Source organism: Pseudomonas maumuensis, from assembly GCF_019139675.1.
GTDB lineage: Bacteria > Pseudomonadota > Gammaproteobacteria > Pseudomonadales > Pseudomonadaceae > Aquipseudomonas > Aquipseudomonas maumuensis.
Window position 1 is genome coordinate 2,543,660 of record NZ_CP077077.1, and the last position, 17,077, is coordinate 2,560,736.

General features: G+C 65.1%; 15 protein-coding genes. 11 read left to right on the forward strand and 4 right to left on the reverse strand.

The annotated features are described in order from the left end of the window. Positions 1-379: 379 nt before the first annotated feature. Positions 380-1,189 (reverse strand): gamma-glutamyl-gamma-aminobutyrate hydrolase family protein, encoded by an 810-nt coding sequence (locus KSS90_RS11570; RefSeq protein WP_102685229.1) that lies wholly within the window; start codon positions 1,187-1,189, stop codon positions 380-382. Between the two features lie 364 nt (positions 1,190-1,553). Next, the gene (locus KSS90_RS11575) at positions 1,554-2,219 is read right to left on the reverse strand and encodes an HAD family hydrolase (RefSeq protein ID WP_217869493.1); all 666 of its coding nucleotides are present in this window, start codon (positions 2,217-2,219) and stop codon (positions 1,554-1,556) included. A gap of 176 nt (positions 2,220-2,395) precedes the next feature. Between KSS90_RS11575 and KSS90_RS11580 the strand changes: the two genes are divergently transcribed. The 8 genes from KSS90_RS11580 (at position 2,396) to KSS90_RS11615 (ending at position 11,920) form a co-directional block, all read left to right on the forward strand. Next, complete coding sequence (locus tag KSS90_RS11580) at positions 2,396-2,800, forward strand: acyl-CoA thioesterase (protein WP_217869494.1); 405 nt, start codon at positions 2,396-2,398, stop codon at positions 2,798-2,800. Between the two features lie 267 nt (positions 2,801-3,067). Continuing rightward, on the forward strand, positions 3,068-3,595 hold the full coding sequence (locus tag KSS90_RS11585) for a thioesterase family protein (protein ID WP_217869495.1): 528 nt from the start codon (positions 3,068-3,070) through the stop codon (positions 3,593-3,595). 166 nt (positions 3,596-3,761) lie between these two features. Beyond that, entirely contained in the window at positions 3,762-4,523 is a 762-nt protein-coding gene (locus tag KSS90_RS11590; RefSeq protein WP_217869496.1) for a hypothetical protein, read from the forward strand. Between the two features lie 3 nt (positions 4,524-4,526). Continuing rightward, on the forward strand, positions 4,527-6,125 hold the full coding sequence (locus KSS90_RS11595) for a hypothetical protein (RefSeq protein ID WP_217869497.1): 1,599 nt from the start codon (positions 4,527-4,529) through the stop codon (positions 6,123-6,125). Between the two features lie 70 nt (positions 6,126-6,195). After that, positions 6,196-6,804 carry a transcriptional repressor LexA gene (lexA, locus tag KSS90_RS11600; RefSeq protein ID WP_111532881.1) on the forward strand — a complete coding sequence of 203 codons (609 nt, stop codon included), beginning with the start codon at positions 6,196-6,198 and terminating at the stop codon, positions 6,802-6,804. Next, positions 6,804-7,424 carry a translesion DNA synthesis-associated protein ImuA gene (imuA, locus tag KSS90_RS11605; protein ID WP_217869499.1) on the forward strand — a complete coding sequence of 207 codons (621 nt, stop codon included), beginning with the start codon at positions 6,804-6,806 and terminating at the stop codon, positions 7,422-7,424. Before lexA ends, imuA begins: the two co-directional genes overlap by 1 nt. A 6-nt stretch (positions 7,425-7,430) precedes the next feature. Next, complete coding sequence (locus KSS90_RS11610; protein WP_217869500.1) at positions 7,431-8,849, forward strand: Y-family DNA polymerase; 1,419 nt, start codon at positions 7,431-7,433, stop codon at positions 8,847-8,849. Then, complete coding sequence (locus tag KSS90_RS11615) at positions 8,846-11,920, forward strand: error-prone DNA polymerase (RefSeq protein WP_217869501.1); 3,075 nt, start codon at positions 8,846-8,848, stop codon at positions 11,918-11,920. The genes KSS90_RS11610 and KSS90_RS11615 overlap by 4 nt, the downstream gene beginning before the upstream one ends. A 187-nt stretch (positions 11,921-12,107) precedes the next feature. On the opposite strand, the gene KSS90_RS11620 is transcribed toward KSS90_RS11615, so the two are convergent. Next, positions 12,108-12,929, reverse strand: coding sequence for an aldo/keto reductase (locus KSS90_RS11620; RefSeq protein ID WP_217869502.1), 822 nt, complete (start codon positions 12,927-12,929; stop codon positions 12,108-12,110). Then, positions 12,917-13,822, reverse strand: a complete 906-nt coding sequence (locus tag KSS90_RS11625) for a LysR family transcriptional regulator (protein WP_038706217.1) — start codon at positions 13,820-13,822, stop codon at positions 12,917-12,919. The genes KSS90_RS11620 and KSS90_RS11625 overlap by 13 nt, the downstream gene beginning before the upstream one ends. 120 nt (positions 13,823-13,942) lie before the next feature. On the opposite strand from KSS90_RS11625, the gene KSS90_RS11630 reads away from it, so the two are divergent. The 3 genes from KSS90_RS11630 to KSS90_RS11640 all read left to right on the forward strand — a co-directional run bounded on the left by KSS90_RS11630 (position 13,943) and on the right by KSS90_RS11640 (position 16,932). Next, complete coding sequence (locus KSS90_RS11630; RefSeq protein WP_023632552.1) at positions 13,943-14,641, forward strand: CoA transferase subunit A; 699 nt, start codon at positions 13,943-13,945, stop codon at positions 14,639-14,641. Between the two features lie 35 nt (positions 14,642-14,676). Next, entirely contained in the window at positions 14,677-15,333 is a 657-nt protein-coding gene (locus tag KSS90_RS11635) for a CoA transferase subunit B (RefSeq protein ID WP_217869503.1), read from the forward strand. 180 nt (positions 15,334-15,513) lie between these two features. Next, positions 15,514-16,932 carry a short-chain fatty acid transporter gene (locus KSS90_RS11640; RefSeq protein ID WP_094012630.1) on the forward strand — a complete coding sequence of 473 codons (1,419 nt, stop codon included), beginning with the start codon at positions 15,514-15,516 and terminating at the stop codon, positions 16,930-16,932. Positions 16,933-17,077: the final 145 nt, after the last annotated feature.

Genomic DNA, 17,077 nt, shown 5'->3' on the forward strand with positions numbered 1-17,077 from the left:
GTTGTAGGCATCCTGTGGCGCTTGGAAGGAGGAGGTACCAAGGTGAGAGGTAAGTTATCGTACAACTATTGAGATGACTAGACCCTGGACATGGAATTTTTTGGACGCACGGGACGGGTGACCTCATCGCGGATGAATCCGCTCCTACAGGATCGCGCGAATCTGTAGGCGCGGATTCATCCGCGATGAGGCCAATGCAGGCGAGACGACTTTTTCAAGTCATCGTATCTCTTGAGGGAAGGAAAAAAGATCGCGGAGACAGGCACAAGCCCGCCGCCCGCTTCCACGGGAGGTGTTCTGGGACCAGCAGAGGGTGACCGTGGGAAACGGGGGCGACCTTGCGCCGCCCCGCGATCAAAGCTAACGAAGCTTCAGAGGGTCAGGCGGCCTGGTTGCGCTTGACCTGGGACTTGCGGACCTGGGCGCGGCAGGCGTCGCCGAAGGCCTGGAACATCTTGATCGAGTCGGGGTTCTTCGCCGCCTGCCACTCCGGGTGCCACTGCACCGCGAACAGGAAGGGCGAGATGCTCGGGGCGTGGATCGCCTCGACCAGGCCATCCTCGGCATGGGCGATCGGCTCGATGCCGGCGCCCAGGTTGCGCAGGCCCTGGCCGTGCAGCGAGTTGACGCGAATTTCGTCGCTGCCAAGGGTGTCACGCAGCCAGCTGCCCGGCTTGATCTTCACGCCATGCACTTGGGCGTACTGGACCTCGACCGGATCTTCCGGGTTTTCCCGGTGGTCGTTGAAGCCTGGCTCGGCGTAGACCTTCTGGTAGATGTCGCCACCAAGGGCCACGTTGATTTCCTGCATGCCACGGCAGATGCCGAAGATCGGCAGGCCACGCTTGATCGCCGCCTTGACCAGCGGGATGTCGAACAGGTCGCGGTCCTTGTCCTGGCCCTTGCCGGGCGTCTGGTTGTCCTGGCCGTAGAGGGCCGGGTCGATGTTGCTGCCGGCACCGGTCAGGTATACGCCGTCGGCCATGTCCAGGTAGGTCTCGAGGTCTTCGACGCCGCAGCAGGTGGGCACCAGGACCGGGACACAACCGGCGAACTCGACCAGCGGGGAGATGTATTTGTGGGTCATGACCTGATAGTCATGGCCTTTGCGCTCTTGGCTGCCCATGGTCATCAGGACGACGGGTTTGCGCAGGGAAGGTTGCTTGTTGCCAATGTTGCTGTTGGACATATGTCACCTTGAGACAGGTCATGCCTGTCGTTGTTGTGCAGGCGCACGGCCGGGGCCTTGTAGTGCTGCCTGAAGCCCCGAGCACTGCCGGCTCGCCATGCAGGCGATGTCGGTCGGGGCCTGACTCATAGCTTGCCAGAGCCGTTCGATATGTCAAACGAGTGGCGCAGCGTCCAGGCGCCGTTTTTCGGGGGCTTGGGGCCGGCGGGGCCTTTGGCGACAAGGGTTTGGCAGGGGCTGAGGTCAATAATATTTAACGACGCAGTCGGGTCTTTGCGTGAGTGCAATGATCATGCTTGGCATGAGCAACGCCAGCTTCGTTTCGCGGCCGATGTGCCTTGTTTACGCGCTTGCTCCCAATGGCTCAGGCAGTGGCTTGCATCCGCGCGATAAGGCCCCACAGGCGCGGATCGTCATAATCCTCGATCACCAACTGCGCCCCGGCCTCCAGCAGCCGTTCGGCCGGCTGGGTAGTGGCCAGGCCCACGGTGAAGATGCCCGCATCGACCGCCGCCTTGACGCCTGGCAGCGAGTCCTCGAATGCCAGCGCCTGCCCAGCCTCGGCCTGCAGGCACTGCAGCCCGGTGAGGTAGGGCAGTGGATCTGGCTTGGGCCGTGCCAGTTCATCGGCGACCAGGACATGGGCGAAACGCTCGCCCAGGCCCATGGCCCCGAGCATGTGCTCGGCGTTCAGGCGCGGCGCGTTGGTCACCACGCACATGCCGATGCCGTGCCGCTCGGCATGTGCCAGCAGGCGCAGCAGGCCGGGCATTGGCGTCAGGCTTGGCGACAGGTCGCGGAACAACGCCTCCTTGCGTTCGGCCAGGGCCTGGCGGTGGACGGCATCGGCCTGAGGGAACAGCTCGGCGAACAGCAGGCCGTTGGAGCGGCCGCTGACCTGGGTGTTGAACTGCTCCTGGGTGAGCTCTCGGCCGTCGTGGTCGTGCAGCAGCTTGCGGAAGGCTTGCAAGTGCAGGGTGTCGGTGTCGGTGAGGGTTCCATCGAGGTCGAACAGCAGGGCGGTCAGCATCGGGCATCCTTAGGGGAGGAGAAACCATTCAGCAGCATCTTAAGTCATCGGCATTTGAAAGTGCGCAAGATTCACAGATGCGATAAGCCCTTCGCCAACCACTGGCCGATCCGCACACAACACAATGAAAGGTTACTATCGCCGGCCAGGCATCCTCAGCAAGGAGCATCCACGAAATGCCGTTCACCACCCCCCGCAAGATCCTGTTTGGCGATTGCGACCCTGCCGGGATCGTCTATACACCACGCATCAGTTACTTCGTCATCGAGGCGATCCACGAGTTTCTCTCCCATCGACTGGGCGGCGAAGGTCTGCGCAAGCTGTTCGCAATGGGGGTCATGCCGCCGGCGCGAGCATTGTCCATCGAGTTCCTCGCGCCGATGGCCTGGGATGATCTGATCCATGTGCAAGTCAGCAGCGGGCCGCTGGGGAGCACGTCGTTCAGTTTCGCCGTGGAGGCGCGCGGCGCCGGCGGCGAGGTGTGTTTCCGCGCCAGCATGACCCAGGTATGCGTCTGCCCCGAGAGCAAACAACCGGTTGCGCTACCCGATGCGCTGCGCGAGGCACTGCGCAACGACTAAGGCGAATCGCGCGAATATATTTTTTAGCAACAGACAAACGTTTCAGCATCAAACGGATATAAAGTCCAAACGTGACTGGTTATTCAGTTGCGTTTTTCCCTTCAAATGAGGTTGTGGCCACTGGTTGCTTCTGGAGAAAGCTGTTAGCTTTCGCCCCGCTGCGCAATCAAACAAGCAGGCCTGCAACGCGCCGCTTGCGCTCACCTGAATAAATAACGGGTGAGCGAACAGGGAACGATAATAAAAATCCTAGGGAGGGATAATCGGATGAATCTCTACATCCGTCTGTTGCTGGCTGTCCTGCGTGGCTTCCTCAAGCCGCCTATGGCTCTGACCGACACGTTGCAGCGCACGCTGCGGGTCTGGCCGAACGATATAGACATCAATAAACATATGAACAATGGCCGTTACATGACGATTGCCGATTTGTTCATGTTGGAACTTTGCCTGCGTGCGAAAATTCTCATTCCGGCTTTTAAGTTGGGCTGGAAACCCATGCTCGGCGGCAATCTGGTTGTCTATAAAAAGCAACTTTCCATGTTCGAACAGTACACCGCCGACTTCAGTATCTGCTGCCTCGACGAAAACTGGACGTACTTCCAGTACACCTTCTTCAATCGCGCCGGTGAAGTGGTGGTGACTGGCTATTCCAAGGGCGCTTGGGTCGGCCGTAAAGGGTTGGTCGCCAACGCGGTGATCGCCGAAAAGCTCAAGGTCGAACCCACTACCGCGCCGATGCCCGAAGCCATCAGGAAATGGCTTGAGGCTGAGGCCCACGTGCTCGGCAAGGCTTGAACCAGGCCGCGTCGCGGCCCCCTTGGCAAACACCTGATACCCACGTCATCCGTCCAATGCTCCACGGCCCCAGGCCTCTGGCCTGGCGCCGCGCGCGGCAGGCTTTGCCGTGCCCGGTATTCGCGCCTGCCCCACGTCGATCCATGAATGAGTAGGGAAACACCTCATGCCGAACACATTGTTGTTGATGCTGGCCTTTTTCGCGGCCTTCCTGCTGGTCGCCGAGCTGTTCCGGCGCTACCGCCTGGTGGGCCTGACCTTCTTCGTCCTGTCGCTGCCGGCGTTGCTGGTGCCGAACGCCAACCTGTTCATGCGCATCAAGACCATCAGCGTGCTGCTGCCGATGTGCTTCCTGGCCTATGCCCGGTACCGACCGAGGATCGAGGGCTTCATCTACAAGCTGATCTACGTGGTGATCGTGCTGAACATCATCGAAGCTTCGGTGATCGACTGGCAAACCGGCAACGTCCTCAACATCGTCGCCGCCGTGGGCCTGATCCTGTGCCTGCCGTACTCGCGCCAGCACTGGGAGATCTCTGGCCGCCACAGTGACTTCGTGGTGCGCGTCCCGGCCTACTGGCCCTTCCTGTACACCACCTGGAACCTGTGCTTCCTGTACTCGGCGCGGATCACCACCTTCGGCTACGCACTGCCGCTGTTGCTGGCGCCGGTGGCCTACGCCTTGCTCCTGCGCCGCACCGACCTGTACTTCCAGGCCCGCGCCTACACCTTCGGCTTCTACCTGTTCGTGCGCACCATCGCCGGCGACACCCCGCTGATGAACCTGCCGGCCTTCGACCTGACGACCTGGTACAGCCCCGACGCCGCGCTCGCCTGGAGCGTGGTCAACGTGATTTTCACAGGCGTCTGCCTGTACAGCTACGGCGCAAGCCGCAAGAAGAACAAAGCGATCGAACAAGGAGTTTGAAGCATGTTGGAAGTTATCCTGCTGGCGTTTTTCATCACCGCCAGCCCGGTGATCCTGTTGATGAGCAAGACCCGCGCCGAGCCATTGAAGCATGTGTACATCGGCCTGTATTACGTGAAGTTCGTGCCGTTGCTGCTGTCGTTGTACGCGATCAACCTCAGCGCCAGTTTCCTGGCCTGGAAGTGGGTGCAGCTGAAATGGCTGCTGCCTCGCTACTTTGGCTACCGCCACTACAACCGCGACTCCATCTCGATGGAGAGCACGCCGATCCCGGGCACTGACTACCACATGGGCTACATCCCCAGGAAACTGCCCGCCGAACTGGTCTATCGCTGGAGAAAAGACAAGGTCTACCACAACTACATCCAGTCGATCATCAAGGCCAACCGCGACTACTACAAAGTACCGCTGGGCCAGTTCCCGCAACCGACGGCGATTTCCGACGAGGACCTGAAAGTCTTCCTGATGTCGTCGCAGATCACCCACTACCTGCAGACGGTCGATGGTGTGTCGACCTTCGACATGCGTGATTTCACCCGCGAGATCCGCCTGTCCAGCTCGGTGTTCGACGTGGCCAGCATTTCCATCGCCCAGGACTTCGCCACCGACAGTATGCGCATCACCCTGCGCGACGGCTTCAGCGTCGGCCCGGGCGAGCCGCACTGGGACCTGGCCAAGGTGTACTTCATGTCGAACACCATGGTGTTCTTCATTCTCGGCGCGCACCTGCACCATCACCTGTTCTTCGCCGAAATGGGCGCGGCGTTCCTGTTCAACCTGGTGCCCAAGGGCTCCAACTTCCACAAGCTGATGGACCCGCACACTGCCTATATCCTGATGCTCAACCACCAGTTCAAGGAATCGCCGCTGTCGCTGCGTGAAACCACCGGTATCGCCGACAAGTTCCTCTACAGCTGCATCGGCTACTACTCGGCGCAGACCTTCTACAAGGTCGGCTATGAAAACGCCCTGAACATGTACAACAAGCGTGAAACCGAAGACCAGGCACTGACCCAGAAATTCGAGATCAAGTTCGCCATCCCGTTCGACCAGTACCTCAATGGCCAGCACGCACTCAACGCCCAGTACCGCGACTACTACGCGGCGGTGCTGAAGTTCGTCACGGCCAGTTACGACGACCTGCTGCGCGACGGCTCCGAACCCTACATCAACAACTGGGTCGCCGAGCTGTGCCGCTATGTCAACCTGCCGTGCCAGGCCAATGACAAGGCCTTCAACATCGAAGTGATCGCCACCTATATCTGGTACGTGTCGTTCGTCCACTCCCTGGAGCACTACCAGTTCCACAAGTACAAGATGAACTACTGCCTGCTGACCCGGCTGCCGTTCGCCGTCGCCAAGCACCTGCCGCCAGAGCAGGTGTTCAGCCAGTACGACATCTGGAAGTCCAAGCACATCGTGCACACCTTCGGCAAGAACCACCTCAATGCTGGTGTATCCGAAAGCTATGCCGACCTGGACTACAAGTTCCGCGACTTGCCGTTGATCGACAAGCAGGCGCAACTGAAGAAGGACGTACTCGCGCTACTGGAGAAACACCAGACGCCAAACGAGGCGATCGCCTTGTCCATTCGTTACTGAGCCTGGGCGAGGAAGGCCGGCGACGAAGGGCTCTGTTCAGTTTTTGCGGAAAGGAGTACAAATGTGCTCCATGGACAATTTATCCCCCAAACGCCGCGCCATCCTCGAATTCATCCGTGAGCGCATCACCGATCAAGGCCAGCCACCGTCGCTGGCCGACATCGCCGAGCGCTTCGGTTTTGCCTCGCGCAGCGTGGCGCGCAAGCACATCACTGCCCTGAGCCAGGGTGGCTTCATCGATGTCACGCCCAACCAGGCGCGGGGTATCCGCCTGGCCGAGCCGCTGCGTCGGCCCGAGATCCTCGAAGTGCCGGTGCTCGGCCAGGTCGCCGCCGGTGCGCCGATCGGGCCCGACCTCGACATCCACGAGCAGTTGCTGCTCGACCCCAGCCTGTTCCGGCGTACCCCCGACTACCTGCTCAAGGTGCGCGGCGACTCGATGGTCGACGACGGCATCTTCGACGGTGACCTGGTCGGCATTCGCCAGCAGGGCGAGGCCCGCGACGGGCAGATCGTGGTCGCCCGGCTCGACGGCGAGGTGACCATCAAGCGCCTGCAGCGCACCCGCGACGGCTATCGCCTGCTGCCGCGTAACCCGGCCTATGCCCCCATCGATGTGAGCCCCGAGCGCGAGTTCTTCATTGAAGGCGTGTTCTGCGGCTTGCTGAGGCGTGACTGATGGGCGCGGTGGTCGAACTCGACCGGCTGCTCGATCAGCGCCAGGTATGGCGCGGGCGGCAGGCCCAGGCGCGCCCGCAGGGCCTGCAGCCCACCGGGCATGCCGCCCTCGATGATCGGCTGCCGGAAGGCGGCTGGCCGGCGGCGTCGCTCAGCGAGCTGCTGCTGGCCAGCCCCGGCTGCGGTGAGTTGCAGTTGCTCTGGCCTACGCTTGCCCGGCTCAGCGGGGAAGGGCAGCGGGTGGTGCTGGTGGCGCCGCCGTTCATCCCTTATGCACCGGCCTGGCAGGCTGCCGGGGTCGACCTGCGCTGGCTGGTGCAGGTCGACGCCGAGGCCGGCGATGCCCTGTGGGCGGCCGAACAATGCCTGCGCTCGGGCAGTTGCGCCGCGGTGTTGTGCTGGCCGGAGCGTGCCGATGATCGGGCGCTGCGGCGTTTGCAAGTGGCCGCGGAAACCGGCAACGCGCTGGCGTTCGCCTGTCGCTCGCGACAGGCCGCGCTGAATCCTTCGCCCGCCGCCCTGCGCATCGCCCTCGACCTGCGCCCGGCACAGTGGCGCGTGCTCAAGTGCCGGGGCGGCCTGCCACCTGCCGCACCCATCGCCTGCCCAGGGCAGGAGTGATGCGCCATGCTCTGGGCCTGCATCCTGTTACCCCAGCTGGCGCTGGACACTGCCCTGCGCGAGCGCGACGACCCCGAGGCGCCGCTGGTGCTGCTTGGCGGGCCGCCCCAGCGCCGGGTGCTGCGGGCGGTCAACCCGGCGGCCAGTGCGCTGGGCCTGCGCGCCGGCCAGGCCCTGACCGCCGCCCGCGCCCTGGCCGACGGTTTCGCTTGCGTCGAGGTCGAGCCGGCGCGTATCGAGCAGTTGCAGCAGTTGCTCGCGGCCTGGGCCTACCGTTTCAGTGCCCAGGTCAGCCTGCACTATCCCCGTGCGTTGCTGCTGGAGGTGGGCTCGAGCCTGCAACTATTCGGCCCGTGGCCGTCGTTCGAGGCGCGCCTGCGCCAGGAACTGGCGGCACTCGGCTTGCGTCAGCGCATCGTGCTGGCCAGCAACCCGGTGGCGGCGAGAATGCTCGCCAATGGCCATGATGGCCTGGCGCTGACCTGCCCGCAGGCGACCCGCGCCGCCTTGCTCGAGATGCCCGTCGAGCGTGTCGGCCTGCCCGGCGAGGCAGCCGAAGCCTTCGCCCGCATGGGCCTGCGCCGCCTCGGGCAAGTGCTGGCGCTGCCCCGTGATGCCCTGGCCAGGCGTTTCAGCGCCCAGGTGCAGTTGCACCTGGACCAACTGCTCGGCCTGCGTAGCCTGGGACTGGATTTCTACCAGCCGCCCGACCGTTTCGAGGCGCGGCTGGAGCTGAACTTCGACGTCGAGTCGCACCAGGCGCTGCTGTTCCCCCTGCGTCGTCTTATCCACGACCTGGCGGCTTTCCTCGCCGGGCGTGACTGTGGCGTGCAGCGGTTCGAGTTGCACCTTGAGCATGCCGAAGGCGCCGACACCGTGCTCAAGGTCGGCCTGCTGGCCGCCGAGCGCGACGCCTCACTCTTGTTCGAGCTTGCCCGTGGCCGCCTGGAGCCGCTGCGCATCCCGGCGCCGGTGCGCAACCTGCGGCTGCTGGCCGCCGACCTGCCACCGTTCTTGCCCCAGCGCCAGGCGCTGTTCGACCCGCGTGCGCAGCAGGCCCAGCCCTGGGACCAACTGCGCGAGCGCCTGCGCGCGCGGCTGGGCGATGACGCGGTCAAGGGCTTGCGCGCCGAGGCCGATCATCGCCCCGAGTGCGCCTGGCAAGGGGGGGAGCAGGGCGGGCAGGGCCATTTGGTGATGGCCCCCGGTCGGCGCCCCGGCTGGCTGCTGCCGGTGCCTCAGGCGCTGTCCGAGACCGGCCTGCAACTGCTCGGGCAGGCCGAGCGTATCGAGTCCGGCTGGTGGGACGGTGGTGATGTGCGGCGCGACTACTACCGCATCGAAACCCGTGATGGCCTGCATGGCTGGGCCTTCCGCGACCTCGCGGCCCCTGGACCGTTGTGGCTGCAAGGCTGGTTCGCATGAGCGCCCCGGGCTACGCCGAGCTGCACTGCCTGTCGAACTTCAGCTTCCAGCGTGGCGCCTCCAGTGCCGACGAGCTGTTCCGCCGCGCCCGCGAGCAGGGTTACCAGGCCCTGGCGATCACCGACGAATGCACCCTGGCGGGCATCGTCCGGGCCTGGCAGGCGGCGAAGCAGCATCAGGTGCGGCTGATCGTCGGTAGCGAGGTGAGGGTGCATCAGGGACCGAAGCTGGTCCTGCTGGCACAGGACCTGGCCGGCTACCAGAGCCTCTGCGCCTTGATCACCCGCGCCCGGCGGCGTTCGCAGAAGGGCAGCTATCAGTTGCTCGTCGAGGACCTGGAGGCCCATCACCAGGGCTTGCTGGCGCTGTGGGTGGCCGAGCCGGGCGACAGCGCCGGGGCCTGGTTGCAGTCCCTGTTCGCCGGGCGCCTGTGGCTGGCGCTGCACCTGCACCGCGGGGCCGACGACGCCCAGCGCCTGGCCTACCTGCGCGCGCTAGGGGCGCGGCTGGATCTTCCGCTGGTGGCCTGCGGCGATGTGCACATGCACGTGCGCGGACGGCGGGCGCTGCAGGACTGCATGACCGCCATCCGCGAACATTGCGCGGTCGCTGAGGCGGGGCGGTACCTGTTCGCCAATGGCGAGCGTCACCTGAGGTCGCTTGTGCAGTTGCGCGAGCTGTACCCCGACGATCTGCTCGCGCAGACCACACAGGTCGCGGCGCGCTGCACGTTCGATCTGTCGCAGTTGCAATACCGATACCCGCGTGAGCTGGTGCCCGAGGGGCAGACCCCGGCCAGCTGGCTGCGCGAGTTGTGCCGGCGAGGGCTGCCCGAGCGTTGGCCCCAGGGCCCGAGCGACAAGGTGCGCACGGTGCTGGAGCGGGAGCTGGCGCTGATCGAGGAACTGGGCTACGAAAGCTACTTCCTCACCGTCCACGACATCGTCGCCTTCGCCCGCCGCCAGCGCATCCTCTGCCAGGGGCGCGGCTCGGCGGCCAACTCGGTGGTGTGTTTCGTTCTCGGCATCACCGAACTCGACCCGATGGAACACCGCCTGCTGTTCGAACGCTTCCTTTCCCGCGAGCGCAACGAGCCGCCGGACATCGACGTGGATTTCGAGCATGAGCGTCGCGAAGAGGTGATCCAGTACGTGTTCCAGCGCTACGGTCGGCACCGTGCGGCGCTCACCGCGGTGGTCAGCAGCTACCACGCCGCCGGCGCGGTGCGCGATGTGGCGCGGGTGCTCGGCCTCCCTCCCGACCAGGTGGACGCCCTGGCCAAGTGCTGTGGGCGCTGGAGCGACCGCATCCCGGATGCCGCTCGCCTGGCCGAGGCCGGGTTCGATGCGCACAGCCCGTCGCTGCGGCGCATCCTGGTGCTGGCGGGGGAGCTGATCGGCTTTCCCCGGCACCTGTCGCAACACCCGGGGGGCTTCGTCATTTCCGAGCAGCCGCTGGACCAGCTGGTGCCGGTAGAGAACGCGGCGATGGCCGAGCGCACGGTGATCCAGTGGGACAAGGACGACCTGGACATGGTCGGCCTGCTCAAGGTCGACGTGTTGGCGCTGGGCATGCTCAGCGCGCTGCGCCGCTGCTTCGACCTGATCGCCCGGCACCGGGGGCGCGAGTACACCCTGGCCACCCTGCCCAAGGAAGACCCGGCCACCTACGCCATGATCGGCCGGGCCGAGACCATGGGCGTGTTCCAGATCGAGTCGCGGGCGCAGATGGCCATGCTGCCCCGGCTCAAGCCGGTGAAGTTCTACGACCTGGTGATCGAGGTGGCCATCGTCCGTCCGGGGCCGATCCAGGGCGACATGGTTCATCCATATTTACGCCGCAGGTTGAAGCAGGAGCCGGTCACCTACCCATCGGAAAAGCTCAAGGCCGTTTTCGAGCGCACCCTGGGCGTGCCGCTGTTCCAGGAGCAGGTGATGGAGCTGGCCATGGTCGCCGCCGACTACAGCCCCGGCGAGGCCGACCAGCTGCGTCGCAGCATGGCCGCCTGGAAGCGCCATGGCGGCCTGGAGCCGCACCGCGAGCGGCTGATCGCGGGCATGCTGCGCAATGGCTACGAGCTGGCCTTTGCCGAGCGTATCTTCGAGCAGATCAAGGGCTTTGGCAGCTACGGCTTCCCCGAGTCCCACGCCGCCAGCTTTGCCCTTTTGTGCTACGCCAGCAGCTGGCTCAAGTGCCATGAGCCGGCAATCTTCACCTGTGCGCTGGTCAACAGCTGGCCAATGGGCTTCTACAGCCCCGACCAGTTGCTGCAGGAGGCGCGCCGCCAGGGCATCGAGGTGCGCCCGGTGGATGTGTTCCATAGCGAGTGGGATTGCACTCTGGAGGCACAGGGCGAGAACGAACTGGCCATCCGCCTGGGTCTGCGCCAGATCCGCGGCTTCAGCGAAGACGATGCCCGGCGCCTGGAGCAGGCGAGGGCGCAACGCCCCTGGCGGGATGTCGAGGACCTGTGCCTGCGCGCCGGGCTCGATAGCCGGGCCCGAGCGCGCCTGGCCGACGCCGGGGCATTGCGCGGGCTGGCCGGCGACCGCCACCAGGCGTGCTGGCAGGTGGCGGCGGTGCAGGCGCAACTGCCGTTGTTCGCCGAGGTTGAATCGACGCTCGAACAGGCGGTGGCCTTGCCTGCACCAAGCATTGCCGAAGACCTGGCCGCCGACTACGGCACCCTGGGCACCACCCTCGGGCCGCACCCCCTGACCCTGTTGCGGACACGCTTGCGCGCGCTGGGGTGTCGCAGTTCAAGGGAACTGGCAGGGGTCGAGCATGGCGACAGCATCGCCGTCGCCGGCATCGTGGTCGGGCGTCAGCGCCCGCAGACCGCCAGTGGCGTGACCTTCGTCACCCTCGAGGACGAGCATGGCATGGTCAACGTGGTGGTCTGGCGCGACCTGGCCGAGCGCCAACGGCGCGAGCTGGTAGGTTCGAAGTTGCTCAAGGTGAACGGGCGGCTGGAGCAGGAGAGCGGGGTGCGGCACCTGATCGCCCGGCGCCTGGAAGACATCAGCCCATTGTTGCAGGGGCTGGATGTGCGCAGCCGGGACTTTCACTAGTGTGGCGCTTGGCTTCGGATCGGCGCGATTACCGCGGGGACAACTGTCTTGTGTAGCTTGTAATGGCCTCATCGCTGGCAAGCCAGCTCCCACAGGGTGGACGGCGTTTGGCTTGAAGGCGGCGCGGTCGGTGTGGGAGCCGGCTTGCCGGCGATAGGGCCGCAGCGCGGCCCCTCGTGCAGGCAGCTCAGACCATCGCCAGTCGCTGCTTGCGTGTCGGAGCCGGGAACGCCTGCTCGATGGCTTGCAGGTCCTCTTCGGCAAGCACCAGGTCGGCCGCCGCCGCATTCAAGCGCACATGCTGCGGATCCACCGCCTTGGGAATCGCGATCACCCCATCATTGCGCGTGACCCAGGCCAGGCTCACCTGGGCCGGCGTGGCCCCATGGCGCTCGGCGATCTGCGTCATCACCGGGTGACGCAGCAAGCGCCCGGCCTGGGCCAACGGGCAGTAGGCCATGATCGGCAAACCCTGCTCGCGGCTCCACGGCAGCAGGTCGAACTCGATGCCACGCTCGGCCGGGTTGTACAGCACCTGGTTGGTGGCGCAGGCGCTGTTATCCAGTTCGCGCAGGTCGTCGAGGTCGAAATTGGACACGCCCCAGCGGCGGATCTTGCCCTGCTCGATCAGCAGCTCGAAGGCTTCCACCGTCTCGTCCAGCGGGTACTGGCCGCGCCAGTGCAGCAGGTACAGGTCGATGCAGTCGGTGCCCAGGCGCTGGAGGCTGCGCTCGCAGGCGGCCGGCACACCGCGTCGGCTGGCATTGTGCGGATAGACCTTGCTGACCAGGAACACCTGGTCGCGACGCCCGGCGATGGCCTGGCCGACCACCTGTTCGGCGCCGCCCTCGGCGTACATCTCAGCAGTGTCGATCAGGCCCAGGCCCAGGTCGATACCTTGTTGCAGGGCCGCCACCTCGGCGCCCCTGCGGCCCGGGTCTTCGCCCATGTACCAGGTGCCCTGGCCGATGGCCGGAACACGGGAGCCCGCCAGATTCACGTAACGCATGTCACCTCCTGTGGATGGGTATGGGTCAGCAGCACATCGAGCAGCGCCTCGGCGGCCTTGGACAGCTTGTGATCACCCAGGGCGATCACACCGATGCGCCGCTCCACGGTGGGATCGACCAGCGGCACGCAACGGGCGCCGAGTTCCTGCATCTGCTCGATGCACAGCGCCGGCACCGCGCTGACTCCCAGGCCACTGGCGACCATGCGGCCGATGGTCGACAGTTGATGGCTCTCGAAGGCCACCGCCAGCTTGCCATGGTTGGCGGCCAGGTGCTGTTCGAGCAGCAGGCGCACCGCCGATGGGCGCTGCAGGGCGATGAAGTCCTCGGCCAGCAGCTCCTGCCAGCGCACCTGGGGCTGCTGGGCAAGGGGTGAGTCGGCCGGCACTACGGCGACGAAGCGGTCCATGTACAACGGGTGGAAGCGCAGCGCCTCGCTGCTTTCAGGCTCGAAGCCGATGCCCAGTTCGACGCGGCGATGGCGCACCAGTTCCAGCACCTGCTCGTTGATCACGTCGTGCACGGTGACATTGACCTTGGGGTAGCGCTGGCGAAATACCTTCAGCGACCGTGGCAGCAGGTTGCCGGCGAACGCCGGCATTGCCGCCACCGACACCCGCCCCAGTTGCAAGGTGAAGCGCTGGCGCAGCATCTCCTCGGTATCGTCCCAGTCGGCGAGCAGGCGCCTGGCCAGGGGCAGCAGCACCTCGCCCTCGGGGGTCAGGCTGACGCTGCGGGTGGTGCGGGTGAGCAGGGCGCCGCCGAGGTTGTCCTCCAGGGCCTTGATGGTCAGGCTCAGGGCCGGTTGCGACACGTGCAGGTGCTCGCCGGCCTGGGCGAAGCTCTGGTACTTGGCCACGGTGACGAAGGCCCGCAGCTGCTTGACGTTCATGAGGGGCTGACCCTTTGTTTTGGAAAAGTTATCAATCGATGACGAAAACAAAATTAACAAATCAGTCGACTACAGTGAAGATGACCGTACGGTTCCAACAACTACAAAAGGCGACTGAGCATGGCCGGACTGGACAAGCGTGTAGCAACTTACGAAGAGGCCCTGGCGGGCCTGACCGACGACATGACCGTGCTGGCCGGCGGCTTTGGCCTGTGCGGCATCCCCGAGAACCTCATCGCCGAAATCAAGCGCCGTGGCGTCAAGGGCCTGACCGTGGTCTCCAACAACTGCGGCGTCGATGGCTTCGGCCTGGGCGTGCTGCTCGAGGACCGGCAGATCCGCAAGATGATCGCCTCCTACGTCGGCGAGAACGCCGAGTTCGAACGCCAGCTGCTCAGCGGCGAACTCGAAGTGGAGCTCACCCCGCAAGGCACCCTGGCCGAGAAAATGCGCGCCGGCGGCGCCGGCATCCCGGCCTTCTTCACCGCCACCGGCTACGGCACCCCGGTCGCCGAAGGCAAGGAAGTACGCGAGTTCAACGGCCGCAAGTACATCCTCGAAGAGTCCATCACCGGCGACTTCGCCATCGTCAAAGGCTGGAAGGCCGACCACTACGGCAACGTGGTGTACCGCAACACCGCGCAGAACTTCAACCCGCTGGCCGCCACCGCCGGCAAGATCACCGTGGTCGAGGTCGAAGAGATCGTCGAGCCCGGCGTGCTGCTGCCCAGCGAGATCCACACCCCGGGCATCTATGTCGACCGGGTCATCGTCGGCACCTTCGAGAAGCGCATCGAAAAGCGCACCGTCAAGGCCTGAGCGCCGCCCTCAAGAACAACAAAGAGATCCTGACCATGGCATTGACCCGCGAACAAATGGCGCAACGCGTCGCCCGTGAACTCAAGGACGGCTACTACGTCAACCTCGGCATCGGCATCCCCACCCTGGTGGCCAACTACGTGCCCGACGGCATGGAAGTGATGCTGCAGTCGGAGAACGGCCTGCTGGGCATGGGCGAGTTCCCCACCGAAGCCACCATCGACGCCGACATGATCAACGCCGGCAAGCAGACCGTCACCGCCCGCCGTGGCGCGTCGATCTTCGATTCGGCGCAGTCCTTCGCCATGATCCGTGGCGGCCATGTCGACCTCACCGTGCTCGGTGCCTTCGAAGTGGACGTGGAGGGCAACATCGCCTCGTGGATGATCCCCGGCAAGCTGGTCAAGGGCATGGGCGGCGCCATGGACCTGGTGGCCGGCGCCGACAACATCATCGTCACCATGACCCATGCCTCCAAGGACGGCGAGTCCAAGCTGCTGCCCAAGTGCAGCCTGCCGCTGACCGGTGCCGGCTGCATCCGCAAGGTGCTGACCGACCTGGCCTACCTGGAGATCGAAAACGGCGCCTTCATCCTGCGCGAGACCGCGCCGGGCGTGAGTGTCGAGGAGATCGTCGCGAAGACTGCCGGCAAGCTGATCGTGCCGGACGATGTCAAGGAAATGACCTTCTAATCAACATCCCCCTGAGGGGGCTTGTGGGAGCGCGCTTGCCCCGCGATGACGTCAGCCCAGGTGCCACGATCGCCTGGTCGGGCGCTGTCGCGGGGCGAGCCCGTTCCACGCTTGCGTTGCCACAGGGCTTTGCCTTGTCTGTTGCAAAATCCACCAATAAAACCAAAAAAGGAAAACATCGTGGCCGCTGATATCCAAGACAGCCGCTCCGCCCGCTTTGCCCTGCGCTGCTCCAACTGGGCCGAACGCTGGTTCCCCGATTCCTGGGTGTTCGCCGCCCTGGCCGTGATGCTGGTGGCCCTCGGCGCCCTGGCCATGGGCGGCAAGCCCACCGACACCGCCAAGGCCTTCGGTGATGGCTTCTGGAGCCTGATCCCGTTCACCATGCAGATGGCCTTCGTGGTCATCGGCGGCTATGTGGTGGCCAGCTCGCCACCCGCCGCCCGGCTGATCGACCGCCTGGCGCGCCTGCCGAAGAACGGCCGCTCGGCGGTGTGCTGGGTGGCGCTGATCTCGATGCTCGCCTCCTTGCTCAACTGGGGCCTGTCGCTGGTGTTCGGCGGCCTGCTGGTGCGCGCCCTGGCGCGCCGCACCGACCTGAAGATGGACTACCGCGCTGCCGGCGCCGCCGCCTACCTGGGCCTGGGCGCGGTGTGGGCGCTGGGCCTGTCGTCGTCGGCCGCGCAGTTGCAGGCCAACCCGGCCAGCCTGCCGCCGTCGATCCTGTCGATCACCGGGGTGATCCCGTTCACCGAGACCATCTTCCTCTGGCAGTCCGGGGTGATGCTCGCCGCGCTGGTGATCGTCTCGCTGATCGTCGCCTATGCCACCGCGCCTGGCCCGAACAGCGCCCGCAGCGCGCAGGACTGTGGTGTCGACCCCAGCTTCAGCGCACCGCCTTCGCCCCAGCGCACGCGCCCGGGTGAATGGCTGGAATACAGCCCGATCCTGATCCTGCTGCTGGTGGCCCTGGCCGCCGGCTGGCTGTACCAGGAGTTCGCCACCAAGCCGGCGATCACCGCGATTTCCGGGCTGAACACCTACAACCTGCTGTTCATCATGCTCGGCGCCTTGCTGCACTGGCGCCCGCGCAGCTTCCTCGATGCCGTGGCCCGCGCCGTGCCGACCACCACCGGGGTGCTGATCCAGTTCCCGCTGTACGGCTCGATCGCCGCCATCCTCACCCAGGTCAAGGGCGCGGACGCCCAGACCCTGGCCCACCATATCTCGCTGTTCTTCACCCAGATCGCCACCCATGACACCTACGCCTTGCTGATGGGCGTTTACTCGGCGGTGCTCGGCTTCTTCATTCCGTCCGGCGGTGGCAAGTGGATCATCGAGGCGCCGTACGTGATGCTGGTGGCCAACGACCTGCAATACCACCTGGGCTGGGCGGTGCAGATCTACAACGCCGCCGAGGCGCTGCCGAACCTGATCAACCCGTTCTACATGCTGCCGCTGCTGGGAGTGTTGGGGCTCAAGGCGCGTGACCTGATCGGCTTCTCGTTCGTGCAGTTGTTGGTGCATGTGCCCCTGGTACTGGTGTTGCTGTGGGCACTGGGCACCACGTTGCAATATGTCCCGCCTGTAATGCCCTGATCAGGCAGACCCATCAGATGCCTGCCTGGGAGGGCGTCTGAAGGGCTGCACAAGCACCATGGATCGGCGCTTGTGCAGCTTCCTACCGGAATCTCCGAAAAAGCTGAGTGATGGCAAATTGACGTCAATATGCCGGCCACTTACT